The following is a 19,393-nucleotide window of genomic DNA, read 5'->3' as shown; positions in this document are numbered from 1 at the left end:
CACCGTTCACCGGGGGCGCATGAGAAACGCACAAGCAGCGCACACGCGGGCGCACAAGCCGACGCACACCCCGCCTCCTGCCGGTCCTGGAGGCTCAGCCGTAGCAGCCCGCCTCCGCCTCCGCCCCGGTCTCCGTCTCCGCCTCCTCCGCCCAGAACGCCATGCCCAGCGCGGCGAACGCGCCGGCCGCCTCCGCGCGGAGGAGCGCGCCCCGCGCGGAGTCCCCGAGCGCGGTGTGGGCGCGCCCCAGCCAGTGCAGCGTGAGCGCCTCGCCCCGCCGCTCGCCGAGCTCCGTGAAGACCGCCAGGGCCCGGTCCAGCGGGCCCAGCGCCCGGGCCGCCGCCGCGGCGCCGCCCGCCGTCAGGTGCAGCCGGCCCAGGCCCAGCAGCGCGTACGCCTCGCCGGGCCGGTGCCGTACCGCCCCGAACCCCGCCAGCGCCCGCCGCAGGTGGTCCCCGGCCTCCGCGAACCGGCCCTCGCCCGTCTCCACCCAGCCCAGCATCTGCAGCACGTCCGCCAGGGCCAGGGGCCGGTCCAGGCGTTCGGCGGACTCCAGCGCGACCGACAGCACCTCGACGGCCTCCGCGCCGCGCCCCCGGCACGACAGCGCGAAGGCGAGGCTGCGCAGCGCGGTGACGCGCCCGTGCTCGTCGCCGAGCCGCCGCAGCACGGCCACGGCCGCGCGGGCGTCCTCCTCCGCCAGGGCCGCCATGCCGTGGTCGGCGACGGCGAAGCTGCGGTGCACGCGCAGCCGCGCCGCGTGGTGCGCCTCGCCCAGCGCGTCCAGCCGCTCCACCGCGTCCGCCCAGCGGGAGACCGCCTCGCCGACGCGGCCGCGGACCGCGGACGAGCGGGCCAGCGACCCGAGCGCGACGGCGGCGGCCACCGCGTCGCCGTCGGCCGTCGCACGGTCCAGCGCGGCCCGGGCCACCCGCTCCCACTCGTCCCACCAGTTGAGGAGGTGACACACCTCCTCCAGGGCGGCGGCCAGCCCGGCCGTCTGCTCCCCGAAGCCCTCCGCGGCGGCGAACTCCGTGCCGGTGACCAGCGCATGGCGCTCGGCCTCCAGCCAGCCCACGAGGTCACCGCCCTGGTCCGCGGTGTCCTCCGCGCCGGGCGCGCCCGCCGCCGGCCGGGCACGGCCCCGGACGAGCTGGTCGCGGGCCGCGCGGAGGCGCTCCAGCCAGCCGTCGAGGACGCGCTCCAGGGCCTGCCGCCGCCACGCCGGGTCCTCCTCGGCGCGCACCCGCTCGGCCGCGTAGACGTGCAGCAGGTCGTGCATGCGGTAGCGCGGCTGCCCGTGGGCGTTGACGCAGGCGACCTGGAGGAGGTTCGCGTCCAGCAGGGCGCCGGTGACGGGTTCGGGGTCGCGGCAGTCCAGCAGGGCGCCCAGCGCCCAGCCCGGGAACTCGGGGGAGGGCAGCAGGCCGACGGCGCGGAAGGCGCGGGCCGCGCCGGGCTCCAGGCCGTGGTAGCTGGTGGCCACGCAGCTGCGCACGGCGAGGTCGCCGACGGTGAGTTCGGTCAGCCGGCCGCGCTCGTCGGCGAGCCGGTCGGCCAGCCGCCGGATCCGCCAGTGCGGCCGGCCCGCCAGCCGGGCCCCGGTCACGCGCAGCGCCAGCGGCAGCCCCGCGCAGCCGGCCAGCACCCGCTCGGTGGCCTCCGGTTCGGCGGCCAGCCGCCGCGGCCCCACGAGGCGGCGCAGCAGGTCCTGCGCCTCCCCGGGGCCGAACGGCTCGACGTCCAGCAGACGTGCCCCGTCCAGGCCCGTGAGCCGGGCCCGGCTGGTGACCAGCGCCGCCGAGCCGGGCGTGCCCGGCAGCAGCGGACGGATCTGCGCCTCGTCGCGCGCGTCGTCGAGCAGCACCAGCACCCTGCGCCCGGACAGCAGCGAACGGAACAGCGCGGCCCGGTCCGCGCCGGCCTCCGGCACGGACGACCCCGGCACGCCCAGGCTGAGCAGCAGGTCGGCGAGGACGGCGGCGGGGGAGCGCCCGGGGCCGCGGGCCCCGTCGAGGTGGACGAAGAGCCGGCCGTCGGGGAACACGTCGCGCAACTCGTGGGCCAGGCGCGTGGCGAGCGTGGTCTTCCCGACGCCCGGCAGCCCGGTGAGGACGGCGACGGGCACCGCGCACGTGGCGCCGGCCCGGGCCGGCCCGGAGGGGTCGAGCAGCGCGGCGGCCTCGGCCAGCAGGTGCTCGCGGCCCACGAAGTCCGTGGCGTCGGTGGGCAGCTGGCTCATCGGCCGCCACTCCGCCGCGGCCTGCGCCACCGGCGCGGACGGCGGGGGCGTGCCGGGAACCGGGGCGCGGTTGAGGACGGCGTGGTGCAGCCGGCGCAGCTCCTCGCCCGGTTCCAGGCCCAGTTCGGCACGGAGCGCGGCACGCGCCCGGGCGTACGAGTGCAGGGCGTCGGCGGTCCGGCCGGCGCGGTACTGGGCGGTCATCAGCCGGGCCCACAGCGACTCGCGCAACGGGTGCCGCGCCGCCTCCCCACGGAGCGTGCCCACCACCTCGCGAGCCTCGCCCAGCGCGATCCGCGCCCCGGCCCAGTCCTCCAGCACGGCCAGCCGCGCCTCTTCCAGCCGCGCCGTCTCCAGGGGCAGCGTGTCGTGGTGCGCGACGCCCTCGAACGGGGTGCCGCGCCACAGCGCCAGGGCCTCCTCCAGCCGGCCGGCGGCCTCCCGGTGGTCGCCGCGGGCCAGGGCCGCCCGGCCCCGCGCGGCCAGGTCCTCGAAGACGTACAGGTCCAGCTCGTCGCGGCCCACGTGGAGCCGGTAGCCGTGGTGACCCAGGCTCAGCCGCTCGTCGTCCGGGCCCCGGTTGAGGACCTTGCGCAGCGCGGCGACGTAACTGCGGACGTTGGCCTGGGCCGACGGGGGAGCGGTGGTGCCCCACACGGCCTCGCGCAACCGCTCGGTGCCGACCGCCGTGTTGGCGTGGGCCAGCAGGGTGGCGAGCAGGGTCCGCTGCCGGGGCCCGCCCAGGGGCAGCGACCGGCCCTCGGCGGCGGCCGCCAGCGGCCCCAGCACAGTGAATTCGACGCGCCGAGGCTGCACCGCGTGACGGCCCTTTCTGTCGGTGACACATGACGCGGAACGCGCGCCGGCGCGCTCCGGTACACGATTCAAACAAGGGCCGGCACGGCGGGACGCGGCCCCGGGCGGCCCCACGGTGTGAGATCTTCCACTCCACTCCCGCCCCGGGCCCCGGGCCGGCCGCCCAGCCTTCCCCTGCCTTTCCCCTGCCTTTCCCCCGCCTTGACCTCGACCGCGGTTGAGGCGGCAGGCTCGGCGCCATGAACGCACAGCCGGACCACGCCGCCCTCACCACCCTGGTCAACCGCTTCTTCCGCTCCCTGGACGAACGCCGCATCGACGAGGAATGGGCCCGCACCTACCTCACGGACGACGTCCGCACCGTGACGCCCATCGGCACGACCGAGGGCGCCGCCGCCACCGTCCGCCACACCGCCACCGCGCTCGGCCGCTTCGCCCGCACCCAGCACGTCGCCACCGGCGTCCTCGTCGACGGCGACCCGGCCACCGGCCATGCCACCGTCTCCTGGAACGCCGTCATGACGCACGTGCACCACGACGCCACCCTCCGGCAGCGCGGCGCGGGCGCCACGCCCCTCTTCACCGTGGGCGCCCACTACGAGACCGACGTGGTCCGCACCCCCGCCGGCTGGCGCTTCCACGAGATGCGCATCGAGCCCGTCTGGACCACCGGCGAACCCCCGGTCCTCCCGGAGGAGGCGCACGGACGTACGGAGGCATGACCCTGCCGCCCGGCCGGGCAGTATCCCTCCATGGCGCTCCCGAGTGTGCTGGCCATCGCGGCCGTCGTCCTGTGGGCCGGGTACGAGGTGCTGCTCCGCCGCCGCGACGACTCCGGCACCGCGAGCTGGCAGGGCGGCGCCGGCGACCGCGGCAGCACCCGGCTGCTGCTGGCCGCCTACGCGCTGTCCGTCGTCCTCGTCGTCCTGCTGGCCGGTCACGACGCCGGGCGGGTGCCCACCCCGTGGCGGTGGGCTGGCGTCGCCCTCGCCGTCGCCGGCCTCGCGGTGCGCGCCTGGGGGATGCGCACGCTGGGCCGGTTCTACACCCGTACGCTGCGCACCACCGAGGGCCACCGGGTCGTCCGCGAGGGCCCGTACCGCCTGATCCGGCACCCCGGCTACAGCGGCAGCCTCCTCGTGTGGTCCGGCTACGCCCTGGCCACCGCGGGCTGGATCGCGTTCCTCCTCGTCGCCGCGGTGCTGCTGGCCGCCTACAGCTGGCGCATCGCCGCCGAGGAACGCCTGCTGCTGGCCGCGTTCGGCGCGGAGTACGCCGGCTACCGGCGCGACACCAAGCGCCTGGTGCCCTTCCTCTACTGAACCTCTGCTGAACCCCACCCGGGACCGCGCACCGGGGCGGCGACGGGGCCGGCGCCTCATGTGCCCGGGGCCCGGGGCGGCCGACGGTGGGAGGGCAACCACCCCCGCCGGGCGACCGCCCGTCTGCGAGCCCCCAGATGACCTCCCTGCTTCCGTCCGTGACCCTCGACCGGAGCATCGGCTCCGGCCTCGCCGCCTTCCCGCTCCAGGTGCGGGCCGGGCCCGCCTCGTGGGACGGGCTGACGGACGCCGCGCACCGGCTGGACGCCGGCGGCTTCCTCCTCGTCACCGACACCGGCGTGCCCACGCCCCACGTCGACCGCGTCCTGCACCACCTCCGCCGGGCCGCACCCACCCGCCTCCTGCGGACGGCCCCCACCGACGGCAACGGCACCCTTCCCAAGGACGCCGTGGTCGTCGGGCTCGGCGGCACCGGCGTCGTCGACGCCGCCGCCCGCCTCGCCGCGCGCGGCACCCGCCGCCCCCTGCTGCTGCCGACCACCCTCCCGGCCATGTCCGACACCGCCCTGTCCCTGGCCGGCCCCGCCGGGCCCCGGCCCGTCCCCGCGCTGGTCCGCGCCCAGCTGGAGTTCCTCGGCACCCTCGCCCCCGGCGCCGTCCGGCCCGGGCTGTACGCCCTGGTCCGGCACGTCCTGTCCGTCTGCCCCGCCTCGTACGACCAGGTGTGCGCCCGGCTCCGCCCCGACGGCCGGTACGACGCGCCCGCCCTGGCCTCCTTCCTGGCCCTGTGCGCCGACGCCCGCACCGCCCTCACCTGCTACGACCCGCTGGAGGAGGGCCCCGCCGGCGCCTTCCGCTACGGGCACGCCGTGGCCGACGCCCTGCGCGTGCTCGGCGTCGGCGCCCTGCGGTACGGCGACGCCGTCGCCCTGGGCATGCTCGCGGCCGCCCGCTGCGCCCGCAGCCTCGGGCTGCTCGACGCGGCCGGCGAACGCGCCCACCACGCCCTGCTCGCCCGCTGGGGCGCGCCCGCCGTGCTGCCGGCCCCCGTCACGCCCCCCGACGTGCTGCGCGTGCTGCGGCGGGACGGCGGCCCCGGCACCGTCGGCATGGTGCTCCTCGACGGCCTCGGCCGGCCCCACCTGACGGCGGGCAGCACCGTCACCGAGGTCGCCCACCCCACCCTGAGCGCCGCCCTCGCCCCCTCCCGCCCGCCCTCCCCCGGCCGGGACAGGGACCGGGACCCGGCCGGGACCGGGGGCTCATGCGCCCGGGGCGGCGGGACGCCCAGCGTGGTGAAGGACGTGACGTTCCGGCCCCGCCCGGGGTCCCGCCTCCCGTGAGGAGAACACCGTGACCACCCTGGCCCCCCGCCCCCCGCACCCGCACGGCCTGTTCACCGCCGGCGAGCCCGTCCGCTCCTGGACCGTGAGCACCGCCAAACCCGTCCGCTACGAGGTCGCCTTCACGCCGGACGTGCTGGACCCGCGCAACCCCGCGCTCGCCCGCGCCGGCGCCCCCGCCCCCGCCCCCGGGCCCGCGCCGGCCCGCCGGCTGCTCGTCGTCGAGACCACCGTGGACGAGCTGTACGGCGACCGCGTCCGCGCCTACTGCGCCGCCCGCGGCCTGGACCACGCCGTCCACGTGCTCACCGCCCACGAGCGACTCAAGACGATGGACGCCGTCTTCTCCGTGGTGGAGGCCATGGACCGGTTCGGCGTCGCCCGGCGCAGCGAACCCGTCGTCGCCCTCGGCGGCGGCGTCCTCCTCGACGTCGTCGGCCTGGCGTGCAGCCTCTACCGCCGCAGCACCCCCTACGTGCGCGTGCCCACCACCCTCGTCGGCCTGGTCGACGCGGGCGTCGGTGCCAAGACCGGCGTCAACTTCGGCCCGTACAAGAACCGGCTCGGCACCTACCACCCCGCCGCGCAGACCCTGCTGGACCCCGCCTTCCTGGCCACCCTCGACCGGCGCCACGTCGGCAACGGCACCGCGGAGATCCTCAAGCTGGCCCTCATCAAGGACCGGGCACTGTTCCGCCTGCTGGAGGCGTACGGCCCCCGGCTGATCGCCGAACGCTTCCAGGGCGGCCCCGCCCTGCGCCCCGTGGCCCGCGAGGTCCTGGGCCGCGCCGTGCACGGCATGCTGGAGGAGCTCCAGGGCAACCTGTGGGAGCACGAGCTGGAACGGGTCGTCGACTACGGCCACTCCTTCAGCCCCACCCTGGAGATGCGGGCCCTGCCCGAGCTGCTGCACGGTGAGGCCGTCTGCCTCGACATGGCGCTCACCACCGTCGTCGCCGAACGGCGCGGCCTGGTGCGCCCCGCGGAGCGGCGGCGGGTCCTGGACCTGATGCGCGCCCTGCGGCTGCCCGTCTGGCACCGGCTGTGCGCCCCCGCCGTCCTGGAGGAGGCGCTCGCCGACACCGTCCGGCACCGCGACGGCAGCCAGCGGCTGCCCCTTCCCGTCGGCATCGGCGGCGCTGTCTTCGTCGACGACCTCACGCCGGACGAACTCGCCGCGGCCGCCGCCCATCTGAAGGAGTACCACGCACGGACGGCGGTGGCCGGCCATGCGTGAGGCAGTCGTCGTCGCCACCGTCCACGAGCCGGCCGACGTGCACGGCGTGCACGCCGCCGAGGGCCTGTCGCGCTGGACGTGCCTGGCCCGCCGCGCCGGACTGCACGGCGGCTGGGAGGCCGTCGAGTGGGCCTGGCTGCCGCCGGGCGGCGTCAGCGGCGAACACCGGCACACCCGCACCGAGGAGCTCTACCACGTCCTCACCGGCCGCGGCGAGCTCACCCTCGACGGCCGCCCCTGCCCCGTACGCCCCGGCACCACCGTCCTCACCGCGGCCGGCAGCCGGCACGGGCTGCGCAACACCGGCGAGGAGCCGCTCTCCTGGCTCGTCGTCGAACTCCCCGCCCCGCACGCCACCAAGGACCCCACCCAGCGACCCACCAAGGACACCGTCATGCACCCCACCGGCCCCTCCCGCAGCACCGTCGTCCCCGACCTGCACCAGGCCGGCCCGGTGGACGCCTCCACCGTCCTCACCGGGCCGCTGCGCACCGTGCGCGTCACCCGCCTGCTGCCCGCCGGCACGGCCGCGCTGACCGCCCGGGGCGTCGAGCACACCCTCTACGTCACCGAGGGCACCGGCACCGCGCGGACCGCCTCCGCACGCGTCCCCCTCGCCGCCGGCGTCGCCCTGACCCTGCCGCTCGGCACCCACGCCGAGCTCCGGGCCGGCACACACGGCCTGGAGTACTTCCACGCCGTCCTGGCCGTCCCCACCGAGGAGCAGCGATGATCGTCAACGCCGGCCGGCGCGCCGCGGTCCTCCTCGCCGGCGGACGCGAACACGTCCGCGTCCGCTGCCTCGCCCGGCGCGGCATGCTGCACAGCGAGTGCGAGGCCGTCGACCGGGTGGGCCTGGCCCCCGGCGCCCACTACGCCCTCACCGGCCGCGACGGCACCGAGGCCGCCTGGTACGTCCTGCGCGGCACCCTCACCACCGGCACCGGCACCCCACTGCACACCGGCGACCTGCTCCTGGCCCCCCACGGCGAGGACGTCACCCTGCGCGCCGGACCGGAGGGCGCCGACCTGCTCTGCCTCACCCTCACCCCGCCGGCCGTCACCCGGCACCTCCCGCCCCGCACCCCCGACACGACCGGGGACCACACCCCCGAGGAGCCGACACCATGACCACCCCCGCCACGACCCCTGCCCCCGCTCCCGCCCGCCCGGGCGTGCCCGGTGTGCGCGCCGTCCACCACGTCGCCTTCACCGTGCCCGACCTGGACGAGGCCGTCGCCTTCTTCACCGGCGTCCTGGGCGCCGAGACCGCCTACCGCACCGGGCCCGTCGCCGACCCCGACCCCCACGGCGACTGGATGCGGCGGCAGCTCGGCGTCCACCCGCGCTCCACCGCGCACATCGCCATGCTCCGCCTCGGCCCCACCCTCAACCTCGAACTGTTCGAGTACAGCGGCCCGGACCGGCGCCGGCGCATGCCCGGCAACAGCGACTGGGGCGGCCACCACCTGGCCCTGTGGACCGACGACTTCGACGCCTCCGTCCGCCGCCTCACCGCCGTCCCCGGCGTACGGATGCTCGGCGAGCCGCAGCAGGTGAACGAGGGCCCCATCCGCGGCACCCGCTGGGTCTACCTCGCCACCCCCTGGGGCCTGCACCTCGAACTCGTCCACGCCCCCGACGGACTGCCCTACGAACAGCACACCGCCGTCCGCCTGTTCCGGCCGGCGGCCCCGCCCGAGGAGGCCCCCGCATGACCACCACCGGCATCTGGGGACCCGGCACCCCGCCCGTCGTCCGGCGCGACGACAGCCACTACGACGCCGACGTCGCGGTCATCGGCTCCGGCGCCGGAGGCGCCACCGTGGCCTGGGCCCTGGCCGCCACCGGCGCCCGCGTCCTCGTCGTCGAACGCGGCGGCTTCCTGCCCCGCGAGGCCGCCAACTGGTCACCGGAGGCCGTCTTCGGCGACGGCCGCTACCGCAACGCCGAGACCTGGCACACCACCGCCGGCACCCCCTTCACCCCCGCCGCCCACTACTACGTCGGCGGCACCACCAAGGTCTACGGCGCGAGCCTGCCCCGGCTGCGCGAGAGCGACTTCGAGGCCGCCGAACACCCCGACGGCACCTCCCCGGCCTGGCCCTTCCCCTACGCCGACCTGGAGCCGTACTACGCCGAGGCCGAACGCCTCTACCGGGTGCACGGCCGCGCCGGCCAGGACCCCACCGAACCCGCCCGCTCCGGCCCCCACCCCCACCCGCCCGTCGCCCACGCCCCCCGCATCGCCGAACTCGCCGAACGCCTGCGCGCCCAGGGCCTCCACCCCCACCCCCTCGAACTCGGCATCGACCTGCGCGAGGGCGGCACCTGCGTGCGCTGCGGCACCTGCGACGGCTTCCCCTGCCGCGTCGGCGCCAAGAGCGACGCCGAGACCCGCGCCCTGCGCCCGGCCCTGCGCTCGCCCACCGTGCGGCTGCTCACCCACACGTACGTCTCCCGGCTGCGCACCGGCGCCTCCGGGCGCACCGTGACCGCCGTCGAGGCCCACCGCAACGGCCACCCCGTCACCATCACCGCCGGCACCGTCGTCGTCTCCTGCGGCGCCGTCAACTCCGCCGCGCTCCTGCTGCGCTCGGCGGGCGGCGCCCACCCCGGCGGGCTCGGCAACGGCAGCGGACTCGTGGGCCGCAACCTGATGCTGCACCACAACAGCATGCTCATGGCCGTCGACCCGCGCCGCGACCCCGCCGTCTTCCAGAAGACCCTCGCCGTCAACGACTACTACCACGCCGGCCCCCACACCCCCCGCCCGCTGGGCAACCTCCAGCTGATGGGCAAGGTCCACCCCGCCGCCATGGCCACCGCGCACCCGCACGTGCCCCGGCGTCTCCTCGGCGAGCTGGCCGACCGCAGCGTCGACTGGTGGCTGATCTCCGAGGACCTGCCGCTCCCCGGCAACCGGGTGCTGCTGGGCCCCGACGGCGGCATCACTCTGCACTGGCGGCCCGTCAACGCCCGCGCCCACCGCCGCCTCGTCGCCGCCGGGGCCCGGATGATGCGCCGCGCCGGCCACCCCCTCGTCCTCACCCACCGCATGGGCGTCGAACACACCGGCCACCAGTGCGGCACCACCGTCGCCGGCCACGACCCGGCCCGGTCCGTCCTCGACCCCTACTGCCGCAGCCACGAGGTGCCCAACCTGTTCGTCGTCGACGGCGGGTTCTTCCCCTCGTCCGCCGCGGTCAACCCCACCCTCACCATCGTCGCGCAGGCCCTGCGCGCGGCCCGCCGGGCCGTCCTGCGGGACCCGTGACACGACACCCCGACCCGCCCGAGACCCGAAGGAGCCGTCATGCCCCTGCACCGCCTCTCCTCCGTCACCATCGGCGTCCCCGACCCCGCCGGAACGGCCCCCTACTACACCGAGCTCGGCCTCCGGCAGGACGCCGACGGCTGGTTCACCACCCGCGACGGCGGCCGCCAGCTGCGGATCGTGCCCGCCCCCACCCGCCGCCTGGTGGAGATGCGGATCGGCGCCGACGACCCCGGCGACCTCGCCGCGGCCGCCGCCCGCCTCCACCGCATGGGCGTCCCCGCCACCACCGGCCCCGGTGACCGCCTCACCGCTGCTGACCCCGTCACCGGCGCCCGCGCCGTCCTCCAGGTGGAGCCCCGCGCCGTCCCGCCCGCCACGCCCCCCACCCCGTACAACGGGCCCGGCCGCGAGGAACGCACCGCCGGGCGGGCACCGGGCATCCTCCGCCCTGGGCGGGTGCGGCCCAGCAAGCTCGGCCACGCCGTCCTCGGCACCCCCGACCCCCGGACGACCGCCGCCTTCTTCGGCGACGGCCTCGGCTTCAAGGTCAGCGACTCGCTGGGCGACGCCGGCGCCTTCCTGCGCTGCACCACCGACCACCACAACATCCTCGTCCTCGCCGCGCCCGTCCCCTTCCTCCACCACACCTCGTGGCAGGTCGACGACGTCGACGACATCGGGCGCGGCGCCATGGCCATGCTGGAGGACCACCCCGAACGCCACATCTGGGGCTTCGGCCGCCACCACATCGGGTCCAACTTCTTCTGGTACCTCAAGGACCCGGCCGGCAACTTCACCGAGTACTACTCCGACATGGACTGCATCGTCGACGACCAGCTGTGGGACCCCGAGGTCTTCGACGTGAACGAGAGCTTCTTCAGCTGGGGCCAGCCGCCCCCGCCCTCCTGGATCGCCCCCGAGGACCTCGCCGCCCTGATGACCGGCGCCCACACCGCCGCCTGACGGCCGCCGCCGCGCGGCACGCACGGACCGCCGTTAGCGTCGGTCCGTGGGACAAGACGACGCAACAGACCGAGAAGACCGAGAAGACACCGCCGAGGACGCCACCGTGCCCCGTGTCCTGATCGTCGACGACCACCCGCTGTTCCGCGGCGGCCTCAAGGCCGCCCTGGAGAGCACCGGCGGCGCCGAGGTCGTCGCCGAGGCCGCCACCGCCGCCGAGGCCCTGGAGGCCGTGGCCCGGCAGCGGCCCGACGTCGTCGTGATGGACCTGGCCCTGCCCGACGGCTCCGGCATCGACGTCACCCGGCGGCTCGCCGGGGACCACCCCGGGCTGCCGGTGCTCATGCTCACCATGTCCGACGACGACGGCAGCCTCCTCGCCGCCCTCCAGGCCGGCGCCCGCGGTTATCTCGTCAAGGGCGCGGGCGCCGGCGAGGTCCTGCACGCCGTGCGCACCGTCGCCGCCGGCGGCGCGGTCTTCGGCCCGGAGACCGCCGGCCGCCTCACCGCCCTGCTGTCCGGCGGCCGCCGCCGCGACGCCGGACAGCTCTTCCCCGGCCTGACCGCACGGGAGGCGGAAGTGCTCGAACTCATCGCCCGCGGACAGGACAACCGGCGCATCGCCCGCGAACTGTTCCTGTCCGAGAAGACCGTCCGCAACCACGTCACGCACATCTTCGACAAGCTCCAGGTGACCACCCGCGCCGAGGCCGTCGCCCGGGCCCGCGACGCCGGCCTGGGCGACGAGGGCTGACCATGCCCGGGGGCGCCGCCGGGCCCGGCACCCGAGCCGTGCGCCGCCACCGGGTCCCGGCCTTCGCCGCGTACGGCCTCACCGTCGCCGCCGCCGTCACCTGGACCGCCTTCGCCCTCACCCACCTCGACGACCCCCCGCTGGTCCCCTACATCGTCAGCCGGGGCGTGCCGGTGGTCGCCGCCATCGGCGTGGTCCTCTTCGGCTCCTTCATGACGGCCCACCGGCCCCGCAGCGTCCTCGGCCCGCTGCTCGTCGCCACCGGCACCGGCAACGTCGTCTCCGACGCCACCCTGATCGGCGCCGCCGCGACCGGCGCGCCCCGCCCCGTCACCGACCTCCTCGCAGTCCTGTCGGTGCTCACCTACGCGCTGGCCGTCTTCACCTTCTACGTGCTGCCGCTCCACCTGCCCAGCGGCGAGCTGCCCCGCCACCGGCTGTGGCGCTGCTACGTGGCGCTGCTCGCCGCGTGGAGCCTGGTGCACGCCTACGCCGACCGGGTGGCCGCCCGCAGCTACGGCCTGCCGGACCCCACCTGGCACGGCGGCTGGGGCCGGCTGCGCAGGGAACTCGTCGGCCACGTCCCCGTCGTCCCCTTCATGACCGCCGTCCTCGTGACCGGCCTCGCCGTCATGACGGTGCGCTGGTGGCAGACGCCCGACCGGCGGCAGATCGTGCCCGTCCTGCCGTACGTGCTGTGGCTCGTCCTCGTCTACCTCAACCGCCTCGCCCCGCTCACCGGAGGCCTGTGGACGGTCGCATACGGCATCGCGGCCCTGTGGCCCTTCTGCGCCGTCTACGGCATCAGCCGCGACCGCTCCGCCCAGCTCGACCGCGCCACCCGGAAGGCCCTGGCCACCCTCCTCCTCACCGCCGTCCTCATCACCGTGTTCACCGTCGTCTCCGTCGTCGCCCTGCACTTCGTGCCCGGTGGCACCCACGCGGCGGCCCTGGGCGCCGAGGTCCTGGGCATCGCCCTCGGCTGCCTGCTCTACCCCAGCGCCCGCCTGGCCACCCACGCCGTGGACCGCCTCTACTACGGCGACCGCGCCCGCCCCTACCACGTGGTGCGCGCCCTCTCCCAGCGGCTCGGCGAGGCCGCCGCGCCCGCCGACGCCCCCCGGCTGCTCTGCGACACGGTGGTGAGCACCCTCCACCTGTCCGGCGCCGCGGTGGTGCTGCACACCCGGGGCGGCCCCCGCACCCTGGCCACCGCCGGCAGCCCGGCGCTGGACGCCCCCGGCTTCCCGCTGCTCTTCGAGGGCGGCGTCATCGGCCGGCTGCACGTCACCCCGCGTGCCGGGGAACGCGCCCTGGACCCCCAGGACGCGGAGGTGCTGCGCTCGCTGGCCGGCCAGGCCGCCCCCGCCCTGGCCTCGCTGCGGCTCTACGAGGATCTGCGGGCCGCCCGCGAACGCCTCGTCCTCACCCGCGAGGAGGCCCGCCGCGCCCTGCGCCGCGACCTCCACGACAGCCTGGGGCCCGCGCTCTCCGGCGCCCGCCTCCAGGTCGACGCCGCCCGGTACGCGGTGCCGGACGGCTCGGCGGCGGCCCGGCCGCTGGAGACCGCCTCCGAGGGCATCGGGCAGGCCATTGCCGAACTGCGCCGCATCTCCGCCGGCCTCGCCCCGGCCGCCCTCGACCGCAACGGCCTCGGCGGTGCCCTGCGGCAGCTCGCGGACCGCTTCGGCCGCCGGCTGCCCGTGACCGTGCGCTTCACCCCCGACCCGTTGCCGGCCCTGCCGGCGGCCGTCGAGGTCGCCGTGTACCTCATCGGCGGCGAGGCGCTCAACAACGTCGTACGGCACGCGGGCGCACGGTCCGCCGCGCTGGCCGTCCGCGTGGTGCCGGACGAGGTGACGATCGAGGTGCGCGACGACGGGCACGGGCTGCCGCCCGGCGGCGACCGCACCGGGGTGGGCATCCGGTCCATGCGGGAACGCGCCACCGAACTCGGCGGACGGTTCGCGCTGGAGCCCGGCCCGGACGGCGGCATGGTGGTCCGGGCCTCGTTCCCGCCCGTCGACGGGCCGTTCCCGGGCTGACCCGCACCGGTGCACGACCGCGCACATGTGCGCCGCCCCGGAGCGGAGGATCGCCCTCCGTGCACGGGTAGTCATCACCCATGGCCACCCCTCGCAGGCTGCTCGCCCCCCTGCTCCTCACCGTCGTTGCCCTCCTGGGCACCGCCGTGCCCGTCGCGGCCCGCGAGGACCCGGCCGTGGTCACCACCGACCGGGGCGCGATCCGCGGCGTGGTCACCGACGGCGGCCGGGCCTTCCTCGGCGTGCCGTTCGCCGCGCCCCCGGTGGGAGCGCTGCGCTGGCGGCCGCCCGGCCCGGCCGCCCCCTGGCCCGGGGTACGGGACGCCACCCGCGCCGCCGGTCCGTGCGCCCAGCCGGCCCGCCCGCTGCTCGGCACCTCCGAGAGCACCAACGAGGACTGCCTCTACCTGAACGTCCACACGCCGCCCGGCGGCGGCACCGGCCGGCCCGTCCTCGTCTGGTTCCACGGCGGCTCGTTCGTGTCGGGCTCGGCCGCGCACTACGACCCGTCCCGCCTCGCCCGCGCCGGCGACATGGTCGTGGTCACCGCCAACTACCGGCTGGGCGCCTTCGGCTACCTCGCCCACCCCGGCCTCGGCGCCGAGGCGCCGGACACCGGCTCCGGCAACTACGGCCTGATGGACCAGCAGGCCGCCCTCCGCTGGGTCGGGGACAACGCGGCCGCCTTCGGCGGGGACCCCGGCCGGGTCACCGTCGGCGGGCAGTCCTCCGGCGGGCTCAGCGTCTGCGACCACCTCGTCTCCCCGCTCTCCCGCGGCCTGTTCGCCCGCGCCCTCGTGCAGAGCGCCCCCTGCCAGGTGGCCGCCCGCCCGCTCGCCCGGGCCGAGTCCACTGGCACGGGATTCGCCACGGGGGCCGGCTGCCTGGGCTCCGCCCCCGCCGTCGTCGCCTGCCTGCGCGCGAAGTCCGCCGCCGACCTCCTCAAGGTCCCTGTCACCGGCGCCGCCCCTTGGTGGCCGGTCTCCGGCACCCCCGTCCTCCCCGTCCCGCCCGGCGAGGCCATCGCGGCCGGGGACTACGCCACGGTTCCCGTGCTCACCGGCAACACCCTCGACGAGGGCACCATCGGCTCCGTGATGGTCGAGTCCTCGGGCGTCGGCCTCAACGCCGTCACCTACCCGCTCGTCCTCACCGCCCTGTTCGGGACGGACGGCCCGCGCATCGCCGCCCGCTACCCGGCATCCCGGTACGGCGGCGACCACCGCCTGGCGTTCGCCGCCGCCTTCGGCGACTACCTCGTCGCCTGCCCCGCCCGGGAGACCGCGCAGTGGTTCGCCGCGACGACACCGGGCCGCGTCTTCGGGTACGAGTTCGCCGACCGCAACGCCCCCGTCCTCTACGCCTCGCCGCCCGGCTTCCCGCTGGGCGCCTACCACGGGTCGGAGATCCCCTACCTGTTCGGCTACCGGGGGACGGGGGCGGAGGTGCACCTGGACCCGGCGCAGACGCGGCTGGCGGAGGCCATGACGGCCGCCTGGGCGCGGTTCGCCGGCGGCGCGGACCCCGCGCCCGGCACCTGGCCGCCCGTCACCACGGGCCCGTACCGGCCGCTGTCCCTGGCCCCGGACGCCATCGCGCCCCGCACCGGCTTCGAGGCGGGCCACCAGTGCGACTTCTGGGCCACGGTGCCGCCGCCGACCTCCCAGGGTCCCACGGCCACCGACCTGATCCTGCCCCCGCTCCGTACCGGGGACCGGCGCTGACCGGGGCCGGCGGCCCCTCAGCCCCGCTCGCCCTCCCGCCCCGGGAAACCGACCACCAGCAGGGCCCGGTCGTCGGGCATCTCGGTGTCCACCTGCTGGTGCAGCAGCAGCTCGCACACCTCCCGGGCCCCCAGCCCGGGGGTCGAACGGGCCGTCTGCGCCAGCCGGCCCAGACCCGCGTCCAGGCTCTCGCCACGGCGCTCGATCAGCCCGTCCGTGTAGAACACCAGCTTCGCGTCCTCCGGGACCCGGATCTCGCTCACGGGGAAACGCGTGTCCGGCACCGGGCCCAGCGGCGGCGCGGGCGTGCCCTCCAGGTAGCGGCTCGTGCCGTCGGCATGGATCAGCAGCGGCGGCGGATGGCCGGCGCGGGTGTGCCGCAGCACCCGGGTACGGCGGTCGTACGCGGCGTAGCACGCGGTGGCCATCAGGCCCTGGTGGTAGGTGCCGAGGAAGTCGTTGAGCTGGGTCAGCACCGCCGGCGGGCGCTCGCCGCAGCGCCGGGCGATGCTGCGCAGTGCCGTGTTGATCTGCGCCATGGCGGTGGCCTCGGCGATGCCGTGGCCGGCGACGTCACCGATGGTGAAGCCCACCGTGTCGGACGTGAGCAGGTGCACGTCGTACCAGTCGCCGCCGACGTCCACCATGTGCGTGCCCGGCGCGTAGCCGCTGGCGATGTCCAGCCCCTCGACCTCGGGGAGGGTGGGGAGGAGGCTGCGCTGGAGCCGCTCGGCCAGGCGGTGCTCGTGTTCGAACAGACCGGCGCGCCGCACCGCCTGGGAGATCTGCTGGGCGATGGCCGTGGTGTGCTCCGAGTCGCGCTCGGCGTGCGGCGCCTGATGTATGACCAGGGAGCCGAGCATGATGCCCTCGGCCTCCAGCGGCACGCGCAGCCCGTATCCGGGGCCGGACGTGACGGGTTCCGGCGCGGGCACGGCGTCCAGGTCGATCCAGGCGCCCAGCGCGGGGAAGCGGTCGGTGGGCCCGAGGGAGGGCACGATGCGCCGGGAGTGCAGTTCCAGCGTGACGTCCACCGCGTCCAGCGCCTGCGGGGCGCACTTGTGCACCGCGTCGCACACGTCGGCCAGCGTCGCGCTGGCCGCGAGGGCGGCGGTCAGGCGGTAGAGGCGCTGCATCCGGGCCCGGGCCCGCGTCTCGCTGCGCAGCAGCCGGTCGCGCTGCTCGGCGATGGCGAGGCGGTAGGCCGTCTGCCGGTGCAGCAGCCGCACCTGCTGGCTGAGGGCGACGAAGCGGTCGGTGGCGTCGAGGCGGGCGAGGTGGAGCTGGACGGCGGGTTCGTCCCCGCGCCACCACGCGGCGCGGGCGCCGTGGCAGCGCAGCCGCACGGCGGTGCCGGTGCTGTCGCGCACGGTCGCGACGCCCGGCAGGGGGGAGCCGCTGCGCAGCCACTGGTCGAGCCGGACCCGCAGGTTGTCCGCGTCCAGCGCCAGGCCGAGGAGGTCGGCGCCGGTCCGCAGGCAGTCCGCGGTGCGGCGCGTGGCCGGGTTGGTGGCGAGGATGCGGCCCGACGCGGTGCACAGCAGCACCGCGTGGGGGAGGGGCCGGGTGACGGCCCGGAAGACCGTCACATCCATGTCAGCGGCCCGGCGGGGTGGGGGGAACGGCGGGACCGCCGCCCTCCGGTGGCCCGGAGTCGCCGTAGTACTCGCGCCCCGGCTCGTCCTCCATGTCGACCTCCGGGACGAGGTGGACGACGACGCGGCAGCCGGAGCTGCCGCGGGCGATGGTCTCCTCCAGCTCGACGCGTGCGTAGCCGAGGTTCTGCGCGGCGATGGTGCCGAACACGTTCGACGTCATCATGCACATCGACTCCCGGCCCAGCGCCTTGTCCCCGAACGGGCAGCTGCGGCTGCCCAGCACGATCTTCTCGTCGTCCTGCGAGATGAGGTAGAAGTCGCCCTTGATGCGCTGCTTGAAGTCGACGAGCACGTCGGCGACCTGCTCGCGGGAGAGCCGCCGGACGCCCAGCGCCCGGATGTAGGACTCGTTGATCTGCGAGCCGACGGACTGGCCGACCAGGCTGATGTACCCGGACGCCTCCTCCAGCCCGACGACCGACTCCAGCGACGTCGCCAACTCCCGCACCAGAGTGCGCATGAACACGTCGCGGTCCAGGTCGACGTCCGTGCCGCTCGCCAGCCTCACAGCACGCTCCCTTCGTCGTCTTTCGTGGAGCACCGCCGACCGGCCGGCGCGGGGGCCTTCGCCCGGGGCGGACGACCGCCCCTTTCGAGCATAGGACCCGTCCCGCAGATGTGTGTACCGTCCCGGCCTTCGCCGTTCGAGGTAAGCGCGCGATGCAGGGGTGACGCGAGTGACCGGGCGGCCGGTCGTCAGACGGCCGGCCGGGCCGGCCCGCGGGCCTGCCGGAAGCGGTCCAGCGCCTCGGCGAGGCCGACGACGGGCCGGGGCCCGCCGCCGTCCGCGCCCGCGGAACCGGGGAGCCAGCGGCGTACGTACGTCCCGTCCGGGTCGTACCGCCGGGCCTGCGCGAGGGGGTTGAGGACCCGGTTGGGGCGCGTGTCGGTGCCGGTGCCGGCGACCCACTGCCAGTTGAGCTGATTGTCGGCCACGTCGCCGTCCACCAGCAGGTCCAGGAAGTGCCGGGCACCCGTGCGCCAGTCCACGTACAGCGTCTTGGCGAGGAACGACGCGGCAACCATCCGGGCCCGGTTGTGCATCCAGCCCTCGTGCCGCAGCTGCCGCATCGCGGCGTCGACCAGGGGGTAGCCGGTGCGCCCCTCCCGCCACGCCTCGATGTCGGCCTCGGCGCGCGGGCCGGTCCGCCAGCGGTCGTGCCGGGTGCGGTAGTCGGCGGTCGCGGCGTGCGGCCGGGCGGCCAGCACCTGGTGGTGGAAGTCACGCCAGGCCAGCTGCCGGACGAACGCCTCGGCACCGGCGCCGGCGCCGTCCGCCGCCCGCGCCCGCCGTACCAGCTCGGTGGGGGAGACGGTGCCGAAGTGCAGGTGGGCCGAGAGCCGGGACGTGGCGTCGGCGCCCAGGTCGTCGTGGGTGCCGGCGTACCGGGCGATGCCGTCGCGCAGCCACGCCGCCATCCGCCGGCGCCCGGCCGTCTCCCCGCCGGCGGCCAGGCCCTCGGACACCCCGGCGACGTCCCGTCGCGCCGGCAGGTCCGCGGAGCCCACGCCGTCGGGCACCCGGACCACGCGCGGTGCCCCCAGCACGTCGCGCGGGCGGTGCTGCGACCAGTGCCGGAAATAAGGGGTGAAGACGGCGAAGTGGTCGGAGGCGGCCGGTGTGAGCACTCCCGGCGGCACCACGGTGGTCACGGCGTCGTGGACGACCAGCCGGCGGCCGGCGGACTCCAGCGCCCGGCGCAGCCGCTCCTCGCGCCGCCGTGCGTACGCCGTGACCCCGGCGGACACGTGCACCTCGCCGGCGCCCGCCTCGGCGGCGACCCGGCACACCTCGGCCACCACCTCGCCCTGCCGCACCACCAGCCGCCCGCCGCGCCGGCGCAGGGCGGCGTCGAGGTCGGTCAGGCAGTCGGCGAGGAAGGCCCGCCGGTTCGGCACGGCGAACCCGGTGGCGTCGATCCCCGTGTCGAGGACGAACAGCGGCACCACCGCGTCGGTGGCCCGCAGCGCCGCGCGCAGCGGCGGGTGGTCGTGGACCCGGAGGTCGGAGGTGAACAGGACCATGGAGACCGCCATGCCGCCCTCCC

General features: G+C 76.7%; 16 protein-coding genes. 12 read left to right on the top strand and 4 right to left on the bottom strand.

Features of this window, described 5'->3' with window-relative positions:
- Positions 1-94: 94 nt before the first annotated feature.
- Positions 95-3,058, bottom strand: coding sequence for an AfsR/SARP family transcriptional regulator (locus tag IE305_RS33590; protein WP_190132531.1), 2,964 nt, complete (start codon positions 3,056-3,058; stop codon positions 95-97).
- A 239-nt stretch (positions 3,059-3,297) separates the two neighbouring features.
- On the opposite strand from IE305_RS33590, the gene IE305_RS27730 reads away from it, so the two are divergent.
- From IE305_RS27730 to IE305_RS27675, 12 genes are all read left to right on the top strand, one after another.
- Positions 3,298-3,780 (top strand): nuclear transport factor 2 family protein, encoded by a 483-nt coding sequence (locus tag IE305_RS27730; RefSeq protein ID WP_190132530.1) that lies wholly within the window; start codon positions 3,298-3,300, stop codon positions 3,778-3,780.
- Positions 3,781-3,810: 30 nt separating this feature from the next.
- The gene (locus tag IE305_RS27725; protein WP_190132529.1) at positions 3,811-4,380 is read left to right on the top strand and encodes a methyltransferase family protein; all 570 of its coding nucleotides are present in this window, start codon (positions 3,811-3,813) and stop codon (positions 4,378-4,380) included.
- A 137-nt stretch (positions 4,381-4,517) separates the two neighbouring features.
- On the top strand, positions 4,518-5,684 hold the full coding sequence (locus IE305_RS27720; protein ID WP_190132528.1) for a 3-dehydroquinate synthase family protein: 1,167 nt from the start codon (positions 4,518-4,520) through the stop codon (positions 5,682-5,684).
- A 10-nt stretch (positions 5,685-5,694) separates the two neighbouring features.
- Positions 5,695-6,921 carry a sedoheptulose 7-phosphate cyclase gene (locus tag IE305_RS27715; protein ID WP_308440282.1) on the top strand — a complete coding sequence of 409 codons (1,227 nt, stop codon included), beginning with the start codon at positions 5,695-5,697 and terminating at the stop codon, positions 6,919-6,921.
- Positions 6,914-7,654 (top strand): cupin domain-containing protein, encoded by a 741-nt coding sequence (locus IE305_RS27710; RefSeq protein WP_190132527.1) that lies wholly within the window; start codon positions 6,914-6,916, stop codon positions 7,652-7,654. Before IE305_RS27715 ends, IE305_RS27710 begins: the two co-directional genes overlap by 8 nt.
- The gene (locus IE305_RS27705; RefSeq protein WP_190132526.1) at positions 7,651-8,052 is read left to right on the top strand and encodes a cupin domain-containing protein; all 402 of its coding nucleotides are present in this window, start codon (positions 7,651-7,653) and stop codon (positions 8,050-8,052) included. Before IE305_RS27710 ends, IE305_RS27705 begins: the two co-directional genes overlap by 4 nt.
- Positions 8,049-8,639 (top strand): VOC family protein, encoded by a 591-nt coding sequence (locus IE305_RS27700; protein WP_190132525.1) that lies wholly within the window; start codon positions 8,049-8,051, stop codon positions 8,637-8,639. Before IE305_RS27705 ends, IE305_RS27700 begins: the two co-directional genes overlap by 4 nt.
- The gene (locus IE305_RS27695; RefSeq protein ID WP_190132524.1) at positions 8,636-10,198 is read left to right on the top strand and encodes an FAD-dependent oxidoreductase; all 1,563 of its coding nucleotides are present in this window, start codon (positions 8,636-8,638) and stop codon (positions 10,196-10,198) included. The genes IE305_RS27700 and IE305_RS27695 overlap by 4 nt, the downstream gene beginning before the upstream one ends.
- Positions 10,199-10,237: 39 nt before the next feature.
- Positions 10,238-11,164 carry a VOC family protein gene (locus IE305_RS27690; protein WP_190132523.1) on the top strand — a complete coding sequence of 309 codons (927 nt, stop codon included), beginning with the start codon at positions 10,238-10,240 and terminating at the stop codon, positions 11,162-11,164.
- Positions 11,165-11,270: 106 nt separating this feature from the next.
- Positions 11,271-11,918 carry a response regulator gene (locus IE305_RS27685; protein WP_190132522.1) on the top strand — a complete coding sequence of 216 codons (648 nt, stop codon included), beginning with the start codon at positions 11,271-11,273 and terminating at the stop codon, positions 11,916-11,918.
- 2 nt (positions 11,919-11,920) lie between these two features.
- On the top strand, positions 11,921-13,963 hold the full coding sequence (locus tag IE305_RS27680) for a GAF domain-containing sensor histidine kinase (RefSeq protein ID WP_190132521.1): 2,043 nt from the start codon (positions 11,921-11,923) through the stop codon (positions 13,961-13,963).
- Positions 13,964-14,043: 80 nt separating this feature from the next.
- Positions 14,044-15,687, top strand: a complete 1,644-nt coding sequence (locus IE305_RS27675; RefSeq protein ID WP_190132520.1) for a carboxylesterase/lipase family protein — start codon at positions 14,044-14,046, stop codon at positions 15,685-15,687.
- 17 nt (positions 15,688-15,704) lie between these two features.
- On the opposite strand, the gene IE305_RS27670 is transcribed toward IE305_RS27675, so the two are convergent.
- The 3 genes from IE305_RS27670 to IE305_RS27660 all read right to left on the bottom strand — a co-directional run bounded on the left by IE305_RS27670 (position 15,705) and on the right by IE305_RS27660 (position 19,382).
- Positions 15,705-17,282, bottom strand: coding sequence for a PP2C family protein-serine/threonine phosphatase (locus tag IE305_RS27670; protein ID WP_190132519.1), 1,578 nt, complete (start codon positions 17,280-17,282; stop codon positions 15,705-15,707).
- A 1-nt stretch (position 17,283) separates the two neighbouring features.
- On the bottom strand, positions 17,284-17,853 hold the full coding sequence (locus tag IE305_RS27665) for a methanogen output domain 1-containing protein (RefSeq protein WP_229891605.1): 570 nt from the start codon (positions 17,851-17,853) through the stop codon (positions 17,284-17,286).
- A gap of 188 nt (positions 17,854-18,041) precedes the next feature.
- Complete coding sequence (locus IE305_RS27660; protein WP_190132517.1) at positions 18,042-19,382, bottom strand: cryptochrome/photolyase family protein; 1,341 nt, start codon at positions 19,380-19,382, stop codon at positions 18,042-18,044.
- Between the last annotated feature and the right edge of the window lie 11 nt (positions 19,383-19,393).

The sequence above is a fragment of the Streptomyces mashuensis genome, from assembly GCF_014654785.1.
GTDB classification, from domain to species: Bacteria; Actinomycetota; Actinomycetes; order Streptomycetales; family Streptomycetaceae; genus Streptomyces; species Streptomyces mashuensis.
The sequence above is the reverse complement of the archived record's forward strand: the minus strand, read 5'-3'. Positions and strand labels throughout refer to the sequence as shown.

What these genes read in the sequence shown, in the direction of transcription:
- IE305_RS27730 (WP_190132530.1), top strand. Translation starts at nt 3,298, where the DNA reads ATGAACGCACAGCCGGACCACGCCGCCCTCACCACCCTGGTCAACCGC.
- IE305_RS27675 (WP_190132520.1), top strand. Translation starts at nt 14,044, where the DNA reads ATGGCCACCCCTCGCAGGCTGCTCGCCCCCCTGCTCCTCACCGTCGTT.
- IE305_RS27690 (WP_190132523.1), top strand. Translation starts at nt 10,238, where the DNA reads ATGCCCCTGCACCGCCTCTCCTCCGTCACCATCGGCGTCCCCGACCCC.
- IE305_RS27695 (WP_190132524.1), top strand. Translation starts at nt 8,636, where the DNA reads ATGACCACCACCGGCATCTGGGGACCCGGCACCCCGCCCGTCGTCCGG.
- IE305_RS27705 (WP_190132526.1), top strand. Translation starts at nt 7,651, where the DNA reads ATGATCGTCAACGCCGGCCGGCGCGCCGCGGTCCTCCTCGCCGGCGGA.
- IE305_RS27710 (WP_190132527.1), top strand. Translation starts at nt 6,914, where the DNA reads ATGCGTGAGGCAGTCGTCGTCGCCACCGTCCACGAGCCGGCCGACGTG.
- IE305_RS27680 (WP_190132521.1), top strand. Translation starts at nt 11,921, where the DNA reads ATGCCCGGGGGCGCCGCCGGGCCCGGCACCCGAGCCGTGCGCCGCCAC.
- IE305_RS27720 (WP_190132528.1), top strand. Translation starts at nt 4,518, where the DNA reads ATGACCTCCCTGCTTCCGTCCGTGACCCTCGACCGGAGCATCGGCTCC.
- IE305_RS27700 (WP_190132525.1), top strand. Translation starts at nt 8,049, where the DNA reads ATGACCACCCCCGCCACGACCCCTGCCCCCGCTCCCGCCCGCCCGGGC.
- IE305_RS27670 (WP_190132519.1), bottom strand. Translation starts at nt 17,282, where the DNA reads ATGGATGTGACGGTCTTCCGGGCCGTCACCCGGCCCCTCCCCCACGCG.
- IE305_RS27725 (WP_190132529.1), top strand. Translation starts at nt 3,811, where the DNA reads ATGGCGCTCCCGAGTGTGCTGGCCATCGCGGCCGTCGTCCTGTGGGCC.
- IE305_RS27660 (WP_190132517.1), bottom strand. Translation starts at nt 19,382, where the DNA reads ATGGCGGTCTCCATGGTCCTGTTCACCTCCGACCTCCGGGTCCACGAC.